This is a genomic window from Amorphoplanes digitatis (assembly GCF_014205335.1).
Taxonomy (GTDB): domain Bacteria; phylum Actinomycetota; class Actinomycetes; order Mycobacteriales; family Micromonosporaceae; genus Actinoplanes; species Actinoplanes digitatus.
Genome location: NZ_JACHNH010000001.1, coordinates 8,312,950 through 8,329,142, shown reverse-complemented (window position 1 = coordinate 8,329,142; position 16,193 = coordinate 8,312,950). Strand labels below are relative to the sequence as shown.

Genomic DNA, 16,193 nt, shown 5'->3' with positions numbered 1-16,193 from the left:
TCCGTTTCCGCGGTTCGGAGATTTCATGCAGGTGGAGACCGTTCGGCCGTCAGCCGATAACGGAAATCGGGTCGGCGGAGCCGGCCGTCCGGGTGATGGGCGCGGCCGGGTCGCCCGGCAGGTCGGTACGCAGCCGGGTGAGCAGCGTCCGGAACCGCCCGAGCCAGGGCTCCGGTGCCCGGCGGGCGGCGAGCACGAGGCGGACCACGTCGGCGGCGGCCGCGTGGTCGCCGCGGCGCTCGTGTGTCCCGGCCACGATCCAGCGCATCTCCGCCTCCAGCGCCGGGTCGGTGGCCCGGGCGGCCACCCAGCCCGCCTCGGCCACCGCGCCGTGCCCCTGAAGGAACAGCAGCCGGGCCAGCCAGGCGGTCAGCTCGACGCGGGTGTCGTGATCCACGGTGTATTGCGCGCGGGCGCGCTGCAACACCGCGATCGTCGGCTTCGGCGCGCGGGCCCACAGCTGCTCGACGTGGCCGGCCAGCCACCGGCCGGCCCAGGGGCCCGGCGGGACCGGCCCGGCCAGCAGCTGCGCGACCACCAGCTCCGGCGCTCCGCCCGCGGCGGCGACCTTCTCCGCGAACGAGCGGTGCAGCATGAGGCGCAGGGCCGTCGGGGTGCCCTCGTGCAGGACGCGGGCGACGATCCGGTGCCGGAACACGAGCCGGGGGCCGGCGCCGAGCACGCCCGCGGCGCGCGCGGGCGCCAGCACCCGCTGGATCTCGTCCGCCGGCCGGCCGGTCACCGCGGCCACCTCGGGCACCGTGCACCCGACGTGACGGCCCGAGTCGGCGCCAAGGAACGCGACGGCCCGCAGGATCTGCCGGGTCTCCTCCGCGAACGGGCCGAGGTGGGCGGTGACCGCGGCCACCAGCTCGGCGGGCAGCGGACCGCCGGGCTCGCGCCACGCGCCGGCCGCGAGATGCCGCAGGTAGCAGGGGTTGCCGCCGGCGTCGGCGAGCAGCCGCCGCAGAATCCGCGGCTCCGGCGGCCCGGCGGCCGTCCGCCAGACCAGCGCGGCCGCGTCGGCCGGCGTCAGCCCCGGCAGCACCACCTCGCCCGGGTGCAGGGAGCGCAGCTCGTCCAGCCGCCGGTCGCCGTCGGCCGGCCCGCCGGCGCCCACGAGCAGCAGCGGCAGCTCGCCGGTCAGCGCGTGCAGCGCCGTCCAGACCCGCAGCGTGGCGTCGTCCGCCAGCTCCAGGTCGTCGATGACCAGGACCAGCGGGCCCTCGGCGGCGGCACGCCGGATCGTCGCGACGGTGCGGTCCACAATGCCCGGTTCGGGCCCGTCGGCGGCGAGTGGCTCCCCGTCGCCGGCCCCTGCGGACTCGACGCACTCGCGCAGCACCCCCAGCGGCATCCGCCGGGCCAGCTCGTCGCCGACACCCCAGCCGATCCGGCAGCCGGGCCTCGCCGCGTCCCGCAGCGCCGCGGCGAGCAGGGCCGACTTGCCCATGCCGGGCGCGCCCTTGAGCCAGACGCTGCCGCCGCGCCCCGCCGCCGCCGCGGCGACCGCGTCGCGGAGCAGTCGCAGCTCGGCCGTCCGGCCGACGAACACGGCGGCCGGCGCCGGGCCGGCGCCGCCGCGGTCGCGGCCCAGCACCCGGCCGTGCACGGCGCGCAGCGCCGCGCCGGGCTCGGTGCCGGTCTCGTCCCGCAGCAGGTCCCGCAGCCGGTCGTACACCTCGCACGCCTCGGCCCTTCGGCCGGCGGCGTGCAGGGCGGACATCAGCACGGCGTGCAGGTTCTCCTGCAACGGGTACGCCGTCACGAGCATCCGCAGCGTGCTGATCGCCTCGTCGTGCCGGCCGAGCTCGACCAGGAGCGTGGCGCGCCGCTCCGCGGTGGCCAGCCGCAGCTCGGTGAGGCGCAGGCGCTGCGCCTCCGCGTAGCGGCCCGGGACGCCGGTCAGCGCCTCGCCCCGCCACAGGCCCATGGCCGCCTCCAGCTCGGCCAGCTCGGCGCGCTGGTCACCGGCGGCGCGGTGCCGGCGGCTGCGCTCCCGCAGCGCCTCGAAGCGGTGGACGTCGACGGCCGGACCCGGCACGTGCAGGCGGTAGCCGCCCGCGCCGGAGGTCAGGGTGCGCCCGGCGGCCCATCGGTCGCGGCCGGGCTCCAGCGCCCGGCGCAGCGCGGAGACGTAGGTGTAGACGTTGCCGGTGGCGCTCGCCGGCGGGTCGTCGCCCCAGACCGCGGCGACCAGCTGCTCGCGGGAGACGACCTGGTCGGCGTGCAGGGCGAGCGCGCTGAACACGGCCGTGCACCGGGCCGAGCCCAGCGGGATCTCGGTGCCGTCCCGCCAGGCGCGTACGGGGCCGAGCAGGCGGAGGTCCAGGCCCTCGTGCTCTGCCGCCATCGCTGTCCCCAACGTCAGATGCCTGCGTGCTGTCGCGCCGCGCGAACCACCATAGCGCCGCATCGACAACCGTGTGCGTGGCGCTGGACAGATTCCCGCGCGGGCAGAGTCCGCCGGAGCCCGGGGCACCACCGCGCGCACACCCTTCCGCGCCCCGCGACCTCTCTGATGGACTCGCAGCCGTGCCGGGCGCTCGCCCGGTGCGCGGAGGAGGGGTCGATGAGCGGGGACTTCGCCGGTGACCTCTTCCTGACCCTGGCGGCAGAGGGCCGCCTGGTGCTCGACCCGGGCAGCGCCGACGAGGTCGTCGCCGGGCTGGAACGCACGCTCGCCCTGGTCCGGTCCCGGCTCCGGATCAAACGGATCTGGGAGCAGCTGCCGGTACAGCGCCTGGACGAGCTGCCCGCCGAGCTGCGGCAGGACGTCGTGGACGCGGTCTTCGTCGACCAGCTGACGCCGGGGCGGCTCGAGCGCGCCGCCGTCGAGTTGCCGAAGTACATCGAGGCGCTGCGCAGCGCCGGCCGGCTGCCGCCGGCCGGCTGAAGACGGCGTGAAGATTTTCTGAAGAACGCTCCCGGAGACTGGCGCCGCCGCAACGACAACCGGAGGCAGCCGTGGAACAGGTGCGAGTGGCCTTGCAGGCGTCGGACCCGCTCGTCCAGGCGGGACTCGCCAGCTATCTGCAGTCACGCCCGGAGCTGACGCTGCTGCGCCCCGCCGACCGCGCACAGGCCAAGGTCCTGGTCGTCTGCGCCGAGCGGCTGAGCGCCGAGGTCATCGCCCTGCTGCGCCGCTGCGCGGCCGAGCTGGGCGCGCCGGTCGTGCTCATCACCAATGAGATCACCGAGACCGAGCTGCTCACCGCCGTCGAGTGCCGGGTGGTCGCGATCCTGCCCCGGGCCGCCGTGACCGCCGACCGCCTCGCGCACAGCGTGCTCGCCGCGGCGGCCGGCGGCGGCGTCATGCCGCCGAACCTGGTCGGCGAGCTGCTCAAGCACATCGAACGCCTCCAGCGCGACGTGCTCACCCCGAACGGGCTGAACACCTCGGGCCTGACGCCCCGCGAGATCGACGTGCTGCGGCTGATGGCTGACGGCCTCGACACCAGCGAGATCGCCGGCGAGCTCAGCTACTCCGAGCGCACCGTGAAGAACGTGATCTACGGTGTCACCCACCGGCTGAAGCTGCGCAATCGTTCGCACGCGGTCGCGTACGCGTTGCGCTCCGGCATGATCTGATCGCTCGCCGTTAGTGGTTCTCACCTAGCGTCAGGGCTGTAACGTTGCCGCATGACGGCAGGGGGGATCAGAGACCGGTTCCGCGCGCAGATGCGCCAGGAGGTCAAGGACGCGGCGCTGCGGCAGCTCGCGGAGGGCGGCCCGCAGGCGCTGTCCATCAACGCGATCGCCAAGGAACTGGGCGTCTCCGGCCCCGCGCTCTACCGCTACTTCGCCGGCCGCGACGAGCTGCTCACCGAGCTCATCCTGGACGCGTACGCCGACCTGACCAGCGCGGTGTCGGCCGCACCGCGACGGATGCCGGACCTGGCGGCCGCGTACCGGGCCTGGGCGATCGCCAACCCGCACCGCTACCGGCTGCTCTTCGGCGCTCCGCTGCCCGGCTACGACGCGCACGACGAGCGCCTGGTCGCCGCGGCGCGGGAGGCGATGGACGTGCTGTTCGCCTTCGCCGGTCCCGGGCGGGAGCCGGAGCCGCCGCTCGCCGAGGCGCTGCGCGCCTGGGCCGGCGGGGTCGACCCGGCGGTGGCGCTGCACGCGGTCACCGCGTGGAGCCGCCTGCACGGCTTCGTCAGCCTGGAGATCGAGGGCAACTTCCTCTCGATGGGGCTCGACCCCGGCCCGTTGTTCGCGGCCGAGGTCGAGGCGCTCAAATAGCGACTCAGTAGTGCGCGGTGATCCGCCGGGCCGGGCCGTCGACGGTGATCCGCCCGCCGTACGGCAGCACCCACTGCGGGTCGGTGTGCCCGAAGTCCACGCCGAAGACGACCATCGCGCCGGGGTGGTAGTCCGCCAGCGCCCGCAGCACGGCGGCGCGCTGCTCTTCGCGGTAGCGGACCCGCTCCGCCATCGGTTTCGGGTTGTTGAAGACGGTGCCCTTGGCGGTGCCGACCAGGATCGCCGGGAACTGCTCGAGCAGCCCGCGCTCGCCGAAGTTCCGCAGCATCCGGAACACCTCGTCGGCCGGGGGCATCTCCTCGGAGGTCTCCAGCAGCAGCACGCACCCGGCGTAGTCCTCGACCGGGCGGACCCAGCGGCCGGCGGCCAGCGTCCAGTGCAGGATCTCGAGGCAGCCGCCCCAGGTCGGCGCGGAGACCACGCGGTCGGCCTGGTGCCACACCCGCCCGGGGCTGTCGTACGGGGTGGCCGACCGGGTGAGCGACGCCGGGTCGGTCCACGGGATCTCCTCGTCGCTGAACCGCTCGACCGCGCGGATCTCGACGTCGCCGCCGGTGAAGAGCGCGGCGCGCAGGGACTCGGCGGCGATCGGCTGTACGCCCGCGCCGCGGGCGATGTGCATCATCGTGGACATGCCGTGATAGGCGGCGACGCCGTGTGACCAGAGCCAGTTCAGCACGTTGGTGTTGTCCGAGAAGCCGAAGAACGGCTTGGGGTCGGCGAGGAACGGCTTCGGGTCGAGGTGCCGCAGCACGGTGATCTGGTCGTCGCCGCCGATCGTGGCGAGGACGGCCCGGATCGACGGGTCGGCATAGGCGGCCATGAGGTCCTCCGCGCGCTCCCGCGCCGACGAATGTCGCCGGGTGCTGGGGAACTCGACCGGCTCCAGCTGAAAGTCCCTGCGCAGGCGGAGCAGGGACTGCTCGTGCAGCTCGGGGAAGAGTGCGGGCGCGGCGAAGGCGGGCGACAAGACCGCGATCCGGTCGCCGGCGGCAAGCTTCGGTGGGTCGGTGAACTCTGGGCGCATGTGGACATCCTCCGATGTTGATCGCGGATGCCGCCACGCAATTGCCGGTCCGGCGCTACCGCCGGCGCAGGTGGTCGAGCAGCGCGTCCGCGACCCGGGCGGTGCCGCGCCCGTTGACGGCCGCCCAGGCCCGCTCGGCCAGCGCCGCCCGCTCGGCCGGGCTCACCAGCAGCCGGCGGAGCGTGTCGACGGCCGCGGCCGACTCGATCGGCGACGAGGTCAGCGCCGGCAGGTGCCCGAGGCCGGCCGCGAGACCGCGTGCGGTCGTCCGTTCGTACCCGATGATCTGGTTTTCGACGACCCAGAGCAGGGCGGCGGGCAGGCCGAGGCAGAGCAGCTCCCAGGTCGAGGTGCCGCTGGCGCTGATCGCCAGATCGGCGCCGGCGAGCAGCTTGGGCAGGTCGTCCGTCGGCGCGATCACCTCGATCCGCTGGCCGGGCCCCGGCTCCAGCGCGACCAGCTCGCGGCGCAGGTCGTCGTCGGCGGCGACGATCGTTGCCGCGTAGGCGGCCCCGGTCCGGATCAGCAGCCGGGCCGCGACCGGGGCCGCCCGGTACGCGTCGGTCGCGCCGAAGACGGCGACCACCTCGGGGGTACGGGCCGGGCCGGCGACGGGCGCGGAGTCCGGGCGCAGGTCGCGGACCGCCCGGCGCAGCAGCGCGAACTCGAGCCCCGCCAGCCGGACCACGCCCGGCGCGAGCGGCGGGTGCTGCAGCTCGGCGCCGAGGTTCTGGTCCACATAGATGTCCGCGTCCTGGCCGCGCGGGTCGCCGTCGACGATCGCGACAACGGTCCGCCCGCTCGCCCGCACCGCGCGCGACTGCGCCGGCGGCAGCTCGTACGAGTCGACGACCAGCGCGTCCAGGCCGAGCCGGCCGGCCGCCGCGACCAGCCCGACGGCGTCGTAGGGCGCCGGATGCCAGGGCAGGCCCCGGGCGGTCAGCTGTTGTTCCGCCCACGCGAGGCCGCCGAGGTCGCTCAGGAAGTGCACGGCGGCGCCGCGCGCGGTCAGCTCCTCGGCCAGGGCGACGCAGCGTACGAGGTGGCCGGCGCCGGTGCGTGGCCCGGCATCGCAGCGGATACCCACGGTGATCGTCACGCCTGCGCGAGCTCCTTCTGGCGTACGTGCGCGTTGAGCACGGTCAGCTCCGGGCGGCCGGCGAGCCAGCCGGCCAGGGCACGCACCGGCACCGGGCGGTCGCCGAAGTGCGCGACGACGGCCTCGATGAGCCGCCAGTCGTCCTCGGTGTCGAGGGTGAGCCGCAGGTGGGACAGGTCCGGCTGCAACGTCAGGCCGAGCACGTTGTAATCGTGCGGGTGCGAGTAGACGTACGAGGTCACGTGCGTGCGGTGATGCTCGGTGGCGAGCTTGTCGATCTCGCGCAGCACCTCGGTTCGGACGATCTCGACGTCGAGCCCGCGCGGCAGCGTGCGCGCTATCGAGGTGCTCAGGTAGTCAAGCGACGGGGTGGCGGCGAAGACGCCGGCGGCCAGCATGATCAGCTCCGGGTCGAGCAGCGGGCAGTCGGCGGTGAAGCGCAGCACCGCGTCGTAGTCGTCCGCGCCGGCGTCGAGCACGCCGAGGAAGCGGCTGAGCACGTCGTCGACCGGGCCGCGGTGCACGCCGACGCCGATCGCCTCGCACTCGGCAACCACCGGGTCGTCGACCTCCTCGGTGGTGGTGGCGACGACCAGGTCGTCGAGCACGCCGCTGTCGCGGGCGGCGCCGACCACCCGGCACAGCACGGTTCGGCCGCCGAGTCTGCGGAGCACCTTGCCGGGCAGCCGGGAGGAGCCCATCCGGGCCTGGACGATGCCGAGTGTTCGCATGGGATTCAGTCCTTGAAGAGGGGTGAACGGCGTACTGCCCTGACGGCCCGGCGGGCGGCCCGGGCGCCGAGCCGGGTGATGCGGTAGCCGACCTTGCCGGCGAACGCGTCGATCTGCAGGCGCGCCCGGCGCAGCTCGGCGTCGCGGTGGATCAGCTCGGTCTCGGCGTAGGCGACGCGGGCGGCGGCGTCGGCCAGCTGTTCCTCCAGCCGCCGTACCTGCTCCTCGTGCTCGCGCAGCGAATCCGGGGCGGCCGGTACGTCCCCGGCGGCGGGCACGGTGCCGGCGAGGCCGGCGGCGGCCAGCAGGATCACGGTGAGCGACGGCACGTCGGCCGCGGCGGGCCACGGCTGCGCGTAGCCGCCGGCCAGCAGCGTTTCCGCGAACTCCCGCAGCACGGCGCCCGGCTCGCCGGTGGCGCGGGCCGGGTCGAGCACGGTGTAGGTGTCGCCGTCGACGAGCACGTTGTCGAATCCGGCCGCCGGCTCGCGCGCGACCCATCCGGCCAGCAGCCGCCGGATCGCGGGCAGGTCGTGGCGCAGGCACGCGCCGATGAGTAGCTCCTCGAGGACCCGGCCCGCGGGCAGGTCGGCGGCCGGCCCGGCGCCGGTCAGGACCGGCGGGACGAGCACGCCGAGTTCGGCGCCGCGGAACGCCAGGGCCAGCCAGCAGGGTGCGAACTCGGCGCCGACCCCGGCCCGGATCGCCGCCGCGGTGAGCCGCCTCGGATCGCTGAGCACCGGCCGGCCGGCGAAGGCCGCGGCGACCGACGCGGTGGCGGCCGCGCTGAGCGCACCGGACGGTCCGTCCCGCAGCGCCGCCGGGGTCGCGGCGAACGCGGGCGCGGCCGGCAGCGGCCAGGCGGCGCCCAGCCAGCCGACGGTCAGGCCCTCGGCCGCCAGCCGTGACTCCAGCCGATCGGGGCTGCCGGGCTTCGTGCCGAACTCGCCCTCGGGGCGCCAGGCGTCGGTGGTGTGCGCGAACGTGACGGTCGCCCGGTCGACGAGGCGGTGCACGCCGAGCTCGTTCTCGACCGACAGCAGCAGGGCGCCGCCGGGGCGCAGGACGCGGTGCAGCGCCCGCACGCTCTCGGCCCAGTCGTACTGCGGTCCCTCGACCGAGCACAGCCGGTCGACGCCGTCGAGCGCCACCACCGCGTCGTACCGCTCGGCGCCGGTGAGCTTGGCGAGGCTGCCGCAGAGCACCGTCGCGCCGCGACCGGCCAGGGCGGCGGCGTCGGGCTGGGACCGCACCAGGCAGGTGACCTCGGCGAACTCGGCGAGCGTGCCGACCAGGGCCGGTGCGTGCGGCCCGGCGAGCAGGACCCGGCCGCCGAGCGGCCGCAAGAGCCCGATCAGGTACGCCGCCAGCGCGCCACCGACCGGCTCCCGGTCCGAGAAGTCAGCCATCTCGCCGCCGATGAGCTCGTAGTTCATGCGGCGGCCCAGCCGAGGACGGCGCGCAGCTCGGCGGGCGAGGCCAGGTCGTCCGCACCGAGCTCGTACAGGGCGGACGCGGTGGCGGCGGCCGGGTCCGGGTGCGGGCCGTGCAGCTCCGGCCACTGGCGGCGGATCCGCTCGGCGGTCACCCGCACCTCGCCGTCGAGGTGCATCGGGTCGCCGTAGACGGCGGGCTCGCAGCCGACGGCGGCGCCGTAGAGCACGGCGCTACTGAGCCTGTTCGACGCCACCCGGCGATGGGCGCGCAGCTCCGCGAGCTGGTTGTGCAGGAACCTGGTGTCGGTGTCGAGCCAGCGCAGGCCGCGGTAGCCGTGGCAGATGACCCGGCCGGCCCGCTCGTAGCGGCGCCGGATCCGGCTGTCGCGGAACTCGTGCCAGTACAGGCAGAAGGTGACCGGGCCGTCCTCGGTCTCCCGGATCTCGTCGATCAGCCGCTGATGGTCGCCGGCGACGTGCTGGCCCTCCCAGCCGTGGAACGGGTACCAGATCGTCCCGGTGCGCGGCGTCTCCGGGAGTTCCGGCCGGGTCGAGAGCAGGTACAGCCAGGGCGCGCCGATCACGGTCGCGTACCGGCGGCCCATCGACCAGGCGCGCCGCCGCGTCTGCTCCGACCAGACGAAGATCGGCCGTCCGGACACGTACGGCGTCCCGGCGCCGAGCCCGTCCACCACGTTCCAGCCGTGCTGCACGTATCCGTCGATCCGCGGCGGATGTTCCGGGTCGAGTCCGCAGTACCCGGCGAGGACGTGCGCGTGGCCGTAGAAGTGGTTGGCGTGGTGCACGGGTTCAGCTCTCCAGAATGGTGCGCAGGGCTTCGACGACCCGGTCCTGGTCCGAGTCGGTGAGGTCGACGAAGAGCGGCAGCGACAGCTGCTCGGCGTAGAAGCGCTCGGCGACCGGGCACATGCCGCGGGCGTACCCGAGGTCCTCGAACGCCGGATGCCAGTAGGCGGGCACGTAGTTGACCTGCACGCCGATCCCGGCCGCGCGCATCCGGTCGTACACCTCGCGGCGGCGGCCGTCCTCGATCCGTACCGGGTACAGGTGGCGCATCGGGTCGGCCCACGCGCGCCGGACCGGCAGCCGCAGCCCCGGCACCCCCGCCAGCAGGGCGTCGTAGCGCTCCGCGAGGGTCGTCCGGCGTGCCTTGAACGCGGCCAGCCGGCGCAGCTGGGAGCTGCCCAGCGCGCAGAGCACGTCCGGCAGCCGGTAGTTGAGGCCGAACTCCGGCACCTCCTGGTGCCAGCCGCCCTCGTCCGGGTGGCGCAGGCGGGCCGGGTCCCGCACCAGGCCGACGGTCCGGAACGCGCGCGCCCGCTCCAGCAGCCCGGCTTCGGTGGCGGCGACCGCGCCGCCCTCGCCGGTGGTCAGGTTCTTCGTCGGGAAGAAGGAGAACGTGGTGAGGTCGGCGAGGGTGCCGACCGGCCGACCGTGGTACGTCGACCCGATGGCGTGCGCGGCGTCCGCGATGAGCACCGCGCCTGCGTTGTCGGCCACCTTGCGCAGCTGGTCGTACTCGGCCGGGTGCCCGGCGTAGTCGACCGCCGTGACGGCCCTGGTGCGCGGCGTCACCGCGGCCTCCGCCGCCGCCGGATCCAGGTTGGCGGTGTCCTCCTCGACGTCCGCGAAGACCACTGTCGCGCCCAGCATGGCGGCGGTCGACGCCGTCGCCACGAACGTCATCGGCGTGGTGACCACCTCGTCGCCCGGGCCGATCCGCGCCGCCGCGTACGCCGTGTGCAGCGCCGCGGTGCCGTTGATGACCGCGACGCAGGGCGCGCCGGCGACGCGTTCGAGCTCGCGCTCGAAGTCGCCGACCCGCGGCCCGGTGGTGAGCCAGTCGCTGCGCAGGGCCGCCGCCACCGCCTCGACGTCGGCGTCGGTGACGTTCTGGCGCCCGTACGGCAGCATCACTTCTCCTCGAGCAGGGCGCTCATCTCGTCGACCTCGAGCCACAGGTCGTTGTTGTCCGACCGGTAGTTGAAGCCGTCCGCCACCCGCTCGCCGCCGGGCGGCGTCTGGTAGCCCCAGCTCGCGACGACCGGCTGCACCACGTAGCGATCGGGGAAGCGCAGCGTGCGGCGGCTGTCGTCGGCGGCGATCATCTCCTCGTGCAGCTTCTCGCCCGGCCGCATGCCCATCTCGTGCGTCGGCGCGTCCGGCGCGACGGCCTCGACCAGGTCGAGGATGCGCATGCTCGGGATGCGCGGCACGAACAGCTCGCCGCCCTGCATCACGTCGAAGGAGTCGACGACGAACCGCACCGCCGCGTCGAGGGTGATCCAGAAGCGGGTCATCCGCTTGTCGGTGATCGGCAGGCTCCGGCCCTCGGCGTTCAGGCGGCGGAACAGCGGCACCACCGAGCCCCGGCTGCCCATCACGTTGCCGTACCGCACGACGGCGAACCGGGTCGGGTGGGTCGCGGCGTAGTGGTTGCCGGCGATGAACAGCTTGTCGGCGACCAGCTTGGTGGCGCCGTACAGGTTGATCGGGCTGGACGCCTTGTCCGTGGAGAGGGCGACGACCCGCTGGACGCCGGCGTTGATCGCGGCGTCGATGACGTTCTGCGAGCCGTTGATGTTCGTCGCCACGTACTCCGACGGGTTGTACTCGGCGGTGTCGACCTGCTTCAGGGCGGCGGCGTGCACGACGTGGTCGACGCCGTGCATGGCGCGGGCGAGGCGCTCGCGGTCGCGTATGTCGCCGATGAAGAAGCGCAGCCGCGGGTCGTCGCCGAACATCTGCCGGACCTCGTACTGCTTCAGTTCGTCGCGGGAGAACACGACGATGCGCTGCGGGTCCAGGTTTGCCAGCGCGTGACCCAGGAAGGCCTTGCCGAACGAACCGGTCGCACCGGTGACCAGGATCGACGATCCACTCAACACACTCATTAATTGCTCCCGGGGATGGCGCGGGCATTGACTCGAGGCGGAAGCATAACTGCGCGGCAAGCCATTTCCAGGTGCTGATCCAGATGCCAGACGCAATTCACGCCGAGTTCAGCTTCGATTTGTCGCGGCGTTGCGACGGCTGAGAGAAGGTGGGTTCCTTCGCCCATCCGCCCCTTGGAGTAAACCAGTGATTGAGCTGCAGAGACTGCGTGAAGCGTTCCGGACGTCGCTGGATCTGCCGCCGGGTACGCCCGTGGACGACCTGCACTACCAGGACAATGAGAAGTGGGACTCGCTGGCGCACATGTCGTTGGTCGCGTCGATCGAAGATGAATTCTCGGTAATGATCGACACGGATGATGTGATCAATATGTCCAGCTTCGGCGAGGCAATGCGAATTCTCGGTAAATACGGGGTGGATTTCAATGAGTGAACGGGTAGCTCTCGTCACGGGAGCCTCCCGCGGTATCGGCCTTGCCGTCGCCCGCCGGCTCGCCGAGCAGGGCAACGATCTCGTGGTGCACGGCCACCGGGCCGAGGCCGTCGCCGACGTCGCGGCCGAGCTCGCCGGCAAGTACGGCGTGCGGGCGGTCGCCGCGCACGGCGACATCGCGGACCCGGAGACCAGCCGGGTGCTGATGCGGGTCGCGTTCGAGAACTTCCGGCGCCTCGACGCGCTGGTGATCAACGCCGGCATCCACGCGGCCGGCGTGCTCGGCATGACCGACGACGCCACCGTGCGGCGGCTGTTCGAGGTCAACGCGGTCGGTGCGGCGTACACCCTCCAGGGCGCCGTCCGGCTGCTCGGCCGTGGGCGCGGACCCGCGGTCGTGCTGGTGTCGTCGATCACCGGCACCGAGGGCGCGGCCGGGCAGGCGATCTACGCCGCGTCGAAGGCCGCGATCTGCGGCCTGGCCCGGTCCGCGGCCAAGGAGCTCGGGCCGCGCGGCATCCGGGTCAACGCCGTCGCGCCCGGCTTCATCGCCACCGACATGCTCGACACGCTCGACGATCGCGGCCGCGCGCAGCGCATCGCGAACACCGCCCTCGGCCGCCTCGGCGAGGCCGACGAGGTGGCCGACGTGATCGACTTTCTGCTCTCCGACCAGGCCCGGTTCGTCACCGGCCAGGTGCTGGGAGTCGACGGAGGACTAAGGCTGTGAACCTGCTCCATCCACAGGCCCGCGTGATCGACGCGGCGACCGGCCGGGTACTCGACCCCGACCAGGTCCTCGCGGCGGCCGCCCGGTTCGCGGGTCTGCCGCCCGGCGTGGTCTTCGCGCTGACGCCGACCGACATCGACTCGGTCGCGCTCTACCTCGGCGCGCTCGCCGCCCACCGCCCGATCTCGGTGCTCGATCCGGACCTGGACGGCGACGTCCTGCGCGCCCTCGTCGAGCGCTTCGCGCCGGCGCTGGTCACCGGCGCGCCCGGCGCGCCGCCCGACGGCTACGCGGTGCGGGACGGCTGGTGGGTCCGCGGGTCGGCCGCCGTCGAACCGCACCCCGACCTGGGGCTGCTGCTCGCCACGAGCGGGTCGACCGGCAATCCGAAGCTGGTCCGGCTCTCCCGGGCGGCGGTGCTGGCCAACGCGGAGGCGATCGGGGAGAGCCTCGGCATCACCCCCGCCGACGTCGCGCCGACCACGCTGCCGCTCTTCTACACGTACGGCCTGTCGGTGCTCAACAGCCACCTGCTGCGCGGCGCGACCGTGGTCCTCGAGCGCGGCGGCATCATGCAGCGCGAGTTCTGGGCGGCCGCCGGCACCTACGGCATCACGACGCTGGCCGCCGTGCCCTACCAGTACGAGATGCTGCGCCGGCTGCGCTTCGACCCGGCGAAATACCCGGCGCTGCGCACGCTCACCCAGGCCGGCGGCCGGCTGCGCGTCGAGCTGGTGGAGGACTTCGCGGCGCGGATGGCCGCCGTCGGCGGCCGGCTCTTCGTCATGTACGGCCAGACCGAGGCGACCGCGCGGATGGCCGTGCTGCCGCCGGACCGGCTCGCCGGCAAGCTCGGCTCCGCCGGCCGGGCGATACCCGGCGGCTCCTTCTCGATCGCGGACGGCGAGGTCGTCTACACCGGACCCAACGTCATGATGGGGTACGCGGAGCGCGCCGCCGACCTGGCCCGCGGCGACGACCTGCGCGGCGTGCTGCGCACCGGCGACCTGGGCCGGCTCGACGACGAGGGCTTCCTGTACCTCACCGGGCGGCTCAAGCGGATCGGCAAGGTCTTCGGCGTCCGGGTCAACCTCGACGACATCGAGCGCACGCTGGCCGGGCACGGTGCGGTCGCGGCGGTCGCGGGCGACGACCGGCTGCACGTGTTCATCGAGGGCGCCGACGCCGAGGCGACCCGCTCGGTCCGCGGCGAGCTCGCGAAGTTCCTGGACACCCACTTCTCCGGCCTGGACGTGCGCGGGATACCCAGCCTGCCGCTGCTGCCCACCGGCAAGATCGACTACCGGTCCCTGGAGGCGCTGGTATGAGTACCTCCTTCACCCGCTCGCAGCCGGAGCGGGATTCGCTGCTGCTCAAGGAGCTCTCCGAGCTGGTCGAGCACCACCGGGCACACTGCGCGCCGTACGACCGCATCCTCGCCGCCGCGGGCTTTCGCGGCGCCGACGCGGTCGCGGACCTGCCGTGGCTGCCGGTGCGGCTCTTCAAGAACCTCGAGCTCAAGAGCATCCCCGACGACGAGGTCTTCAAGGTACTGACGTCGAGCGGCACCACCGGCGACGTCAGCCGCATCTACCTGGACAAGGCCGCGGCCGCGACGCAGACCCGCCAGCTCGGCGCGACCCTGCAGGCGGTGCTCGGCCCGAAGCGCCTGCCGATGGTGCTCGTCGACACCAGGTCGCTGCTCAACGACCGGCGCTCGTTCAGCGCCCGCGGCGCGGGGGTGCTCGGCATGGCCACCTTCGGCCGCGACCACGTCTGGGCACTCGACGCGGACGGCGTTCCCGACCTGGCGGCGCTGCGGGGCTTCCTGGACCGGCACGGCGACGCGCCGTTCCTCATCTTCGGCTTCACCTACCTGGTCTGGCTGCACCTCTACGAGGTCGCCCGCGACAACGGGCTCGACCTGAGCAACGGCATCCTGATCCACTCGGGCGGCTGGAAGAAGCTTGTCGACCGGGCCGTCTCCCCGGAGGAGTTCCGCCGCCGGCTGGCCCGCGACACCGGCCTGGTGCACAGCCACAACTTCTACGGCATGGTCGAGCAGATCGGCACGATCTTCCTGGAGGGGCCGTCGGGCGGCTCGCTCTACTGCCCGGACTTCGCCGACGTGATCATCCGGGACCCGCGGACCTGGCGGGAGCAGCCGGTCGGTGAGCCCGGCCTGATCGAGGTGGTGAGCACGCTGCCCACCTCGTACCCCGGCCACGTGCTGCTCACCGAGGACCTCGGCGTCGTGCACGGCGTCGACGACGGCGACTGGCCCGGCAAGCGCTTCTCCGTACTCGGCCGCCTGCCGCGCGCCGAGGCCCGGGGCTGCTCCGACACGTACCGGGAGGCGGCGTGAGATTCCGGTTCGGAGACCCCGGCGAGCTCACCGCGCCCTCGGCGGACCGGCTGACGGTCGGCGACCCGCGGGTCGTCGACTTCCTGTCCCGCTTCGCGCGCCGGCTGCTCGCGCCCGCCGTCGCCCGGCGCCACCCCGAGCTCGGCTCGCTCGGCTACTTCCTGCGGCCGGCCGAGCTGACCCGGGCCGCGGCCCGGCTGGAGCGGCCGGACGCGCTGGTCTTCCCGCGCGGTAACGTCTTCCACCTGCCACCGGCCAATGTGGACACCATCTTCGTGTACTCGTGGGCGCTGTCCGCGCTGGCCGGAAACCACAACGTGGTGCGCATCTCGTCCCGCTCCGCCGGGGCGGCGGAGACGGTGCTGGAGACGCTCAACGCGACCCTGGAGGACGCCGACCCGGTGATCGGCCGCACCCAGCGGATGGTCACCTACGGCCGGGACGACGCGACCACCGCGGCGCTCAGCGCCTGGTGCGACCTGCGGGTGATCTGGGGCGGCGACGAGGCCGTGCGGGCGATCCGCCGGCACCCGCTGCGCCCGTCGGCCCGGGACCTGACCTTCCCCGACCGGACGTCCTGGGCCGCGCTGTCCGTGCCCGGCTGGCGTGCGGCGGACCCGGCCGCCAGGCGTGCGGCGGCGGCCGGCTTCGCGAACGACTCGTACTGGTTCGACCAGGCCGCCTGCTCCTCGCCGCGCGCCGTGTTCCTGGTCGGCGGCGACCCGGACGGCGTCGCGGAGGAGTTCCTCGCGCTGGTCGGCGAGGTCGTCGCGCAGCGGGGTTGGAGCGTCGACGCGGCCATGGCGGTCGAGAAGCGGATCAACGCGTACGGGCTGGCCGCCGCCGGCGCGGTCACGTCGATGACCTTCCCGCGCAACGAGGTGACCGCGCTGTCGCTGACCGGCGCCGGGGCCGCGCCGCGCCGCTGGATCGGCGCCGGCGCGTTCCCGTTCGCGGCGGTCGCCACCCTTGAGGACCTGGTGCCCGCGATGAACCGGCAGGACCAGACGTTCAGCCACTTCGGCTTCACGCCGGCCGAGCTGAGGGCGTTCGCCGTCGCGCTGGGCGGCCGCGGCGTCGACCGGATAGTGCCGTTCGGATCCGCGCTCACCTTCAGCGCGATCTGGGACGGCTTCGACCTTCCGCGGGAGTTCACGCGGCTGACCACGCTCGACGCATAGGGGCTGT

At 73.9% G+C, this 16,193-nt stretch carries 16 protein-coding genes; 8 read left to right on the top strand and 8 right to left on the bottom strand.

The window, feature by feature from the left end; all coding sequences use genetic code 11:
- Window positions 1–49: 49 nt before the first annotated feature.
- Entirely contained in the window at window positions 50–2,353 is a 2,304-nt protein-coding gene (locus BJ971_RS36890) for an ATP-binding protein (RefSeq protein ID WP_184997926.1), read from the bottom strand.
- Window positions 2,354–2,572: 219 nt separating this feature from the next.
- Here BJ971_RS36890 and BJ971_RS36885 point away from each other — a divergent pair, with 219 nt between their 5' ends.
- The 3 genes from BJ971_RS36885 to BJ971_RS36875 all read left to right on the top strand — a co-directional run bounded on the left by BJ971_RS36885 (window position 2,573) and on the right by BJ971_RS36875 (window position 4,248).
- Window positions 2,573–2,896, top strand: coding sequence for a hypothetical protein (locus BJ971_RS36885; RefSeq protein ID WP_184997925.1), 324 nt, complete (start codon window positions 2,573–2,575; stop codon window positions 2,894–2,896).
- Between the two features lie 71 nt (window positions 2,897–2,967).
- Window positions 2,968–3,591, top strand: a complete 624-nt coding sequence (locus BJ971_RS36880; RefSeq protein ID WP_184997924.1) for a helix-turn-helix transcriptional regulator — start codon at window positions 2,968–2,970, stop codon at window positions 3,589–3,591.
- A 51-nt stretch (window positions 3,592–3,642) separates the two neighbouring features.
- A complete protein-coding gene (locus BJ971_RS36875; RefSeq protein WP_184997923.1) occupies window positions 3,643–4,248 on the top strand; it encodes a TetR/AcrR family transcriptional regulator in 606 nt (201 codons plus the stop codon).
- A gap of 4 nt (window positions 4,249–4,252) precedes the next feature.
- Here the strand turns inward: BJ971_RS36875 and BJ971_RS36870 are convergent, their stop codons facing one another.
- The 7 genes from BJ971_RS36870 to pseB are packed head-to-tail and all read right to left on the bottom strand — an operon-like array spanning window position 4,253 to window position 11,471.
- Window positions 4,253–5,296 carry a S66 family peptidase gene (locus BJ971_RS36870; protein WP_184997922.1) on the bottom strand — a complete coding sequence of 348 codons (1,044 nt, stop codon included), beginning with the start codon at window positions 5,294–5,296 and terminating at the stop codon, window positions 4,253–4,255.
- 55 nt (window positions 5,297–5,351) lie between these two features.
- Window positions 5,352–6,389, bottom strand: a complete 1,038-nt coding sequence (locus BJ971_RS36865; RefSeq protein WP_377885326.1) for a PseG/SpsG family protein — start codon at window positions 6,387–6,389, stop codon at window positions 5,352–5,354.
- 2 nt (window positions 6,390–6,391) lie between these two features.
- Entirely contained in the window at window positions 6,392–7,126 is a 735-nt protein-coding gene (locus BJ971_RS36860; RefSeq protein WP_184997920.1) for a cytidylyltransferase domain-containing protein, read from the bottom strand.
- 5 nt (window positions 7,127–7,131) lie between these two features.
- On the bottom strand, window positions 7,132–8,562 hold the full coding sequence (locus BJ971_RS36855; RefSeq protein ID WP_184997919.1) for a hypothetical protein: 1,431 nt from the start codon (window positions 8,560–8,562) through the stop codon (window positions 7,132–7,134).
- Window positions 8,559–9,368 (bottom strand): hypothetical protein, encoded by an 810-nt coding sequence (locus tag BJ971_RS36850; RefSeq protein WP_184997918.1) that lies wholly within the window; start codon window positions 9,366–9,368, stop codon window positions 8,559–8,561. Before BJ971_RS36850 ends, BJ971_RS36855 begins: the two co-directional genes overlap by 4 nt.
- Before the next feature lie 4 nt (window positions 9,369–9,372).
- Window positions 9,373–10,497, bottom strand: coding sequence for a DegT/DnrJ/EryC1/StrS family aminotransferase (locus BJ971_RS36845; RefSeq protein WP_184997917.1), 1,125 nt, complete (start codon window positions 10,495–10,497; stop codon window positions 9,373–9,375).
- The gene (gene pseB / locus BJ971_RS36840) at window positions 10,497–11,471 is read right to left on the bottom strand and encodes a UDP-N-acetylglucosamine 4,6-dehydratase (inverting) (RefSeq protein ID WP_184999292.1); all 975 of its coding nucleotides are present in this window, start codon (window positions 11,469–11,471) and stop codon (window positions 10,497–10,499) included. Before pseB ends, BJ971_RS36845 begins: the two co-directional genes overlap by 1 nt.
- 193 nt (window positions 11,472–11,664) lie before the next feature.
- Here pseB and BJ971_RS36835 point away from each other — a divergent pair, with 193 nt between their 5' ends.
- Genes BJ971_RS36835 through BJ971_RS36815 form a run of 5 tightly spaced genes read left to right on the top strand, consistent with a single transcriptional unit; the run spans window position 11,665 to window position 16,186 of the window.
- Complete coding sequence (locus tag BJ971_RS36835; RefSeq protein ID WP_239087668.1) at window positions 11,665–11,910, top strand: acyl carrier protein; 246 nt, start codon at window positions 11,665–11,667, stop codon at window positions 11,908–11,910.
- A complete protein-coding gene (locus BJ971_RS36830) occupies window positions 11,903–12,640 on the top strand; it encodes an SDR family NAD(P)-dependent oxidoreductase (RefSeq protein WP_184997916.1) in 738 nt (245 codons plus the stop codon). Before BJ971_RS36835 ends, BJ971_RS36830 begins: the two co-directional genes overlap by 8 nt.
- On the top strand, window positions 12,637–13,968 hold the full coding sequence (locus BJ971_RS36825) for an AMP-binding protein (RefSeq protein ID WP_184997915.1): 1,332 nt from the start codon (window positions 12,637–12,639) through the stop codon (window positions 13,966–13,968). The genes BJ971_RS36830 and BJ971_RS36825 overlap by 4 nt, the downstream gene beginning before the upstream one ends.
- A complete protein-coding gene (locus tag BJ971_RS36820) occupies window positions 13,965–15,005 on the top strand; it encodes a LuxE/PaaK family acyltransferase (protein WP_184997914.1) in 1,041 nt (346 codons plus the stop codon). Before BJ971_RS36825 ends, BJ971_RS36820 begins: the two co-directional genes overlap by 4 nt.
- On the top strand, window positions 15,002–16,186 hold the full coding sequence (locus BJ971_RS36815; RefSeq protein WP_184997913.1) for an acyl-CoA reductase: 1,185 nt from the start codon (window positions 15,002–15,004) through the stop codon (window positions 16,184–16,186). The genes BJ971_RS36820 and BJ971_RS36815 overlap by 4 nt, the downstream gene beginning before the upstream one ends.
- The last annotated feature ends 7 nt before the right edge of the window (window positions 16,187–16,193 follow it).

Bases quoted from the DNA above. Each gene is read 5' to 3' on its own strand.
- BJ971_RS36855 (WP_184997919.1), bottom strand. From the start codon at position 8,562: ATGAACTACGAGCTCATCGGCGGCGAGATGGCTGACTTCTCGGACCGG.
- BJ971_RS36890 (WP_184997926.1), bottom strand. From the start codon at position 2,353: ATGGCGGCAGAGCACGAGGGCCTGGACCTCCGCCTGCTCGGCCCCGTA.
- BJ971_RS36845 (WP_184997917.1), bottom strand. From the start codon at position 10,497: ATGCTGCCGTACGGGCGCCAGAACGTCACCGACGCCGACGTCGAGGCG.
- BJ971_RS36820 (WP_184997914.1), top strand. From the start codon at position 13,965: ATGAGTACCTCCTTCACCCGCTCGCAGCCGGAGCGGGATTCGCTGCTG.
- BJ971_RS36860 (WP_184997920.1), bottom strand. From the start codon at position 7,126: ATGCGAACACTCGGCATCGTCCAGGCCCGGATGGGCTCCTCCCGGCTG.
- BJ971_RS36830 (WP_184997916.1), top strand. From the start codon at position 11,903: ATGAGTGAACGGGTAGCTCTCGTCACGGGAGCCTCCCGCGGTATCGGC.
- BJ971_RS36870 (WP_184997922.1), bottom strand. From the start codon at position 5,296: ATGCGCCCAGAGTTCACCGACCCACCGAAGCTTGCCGCCGGCGACCGG.
- BJ971_RS36885 (WP_184997925.1), top strand. From the start codon at position 2,573: ATGAGCGGGGACTTCGCCGGTGACCTCTTCCTGACCCTGGCGGCAGAG.
- BJ971_RS36875 (WP_184997923.1), top strand. From the start codon at position 3,643: ATGACGGCAGGGGGGATCAGAGACCGGTTCCGCGCGCAGATGCGCCAG.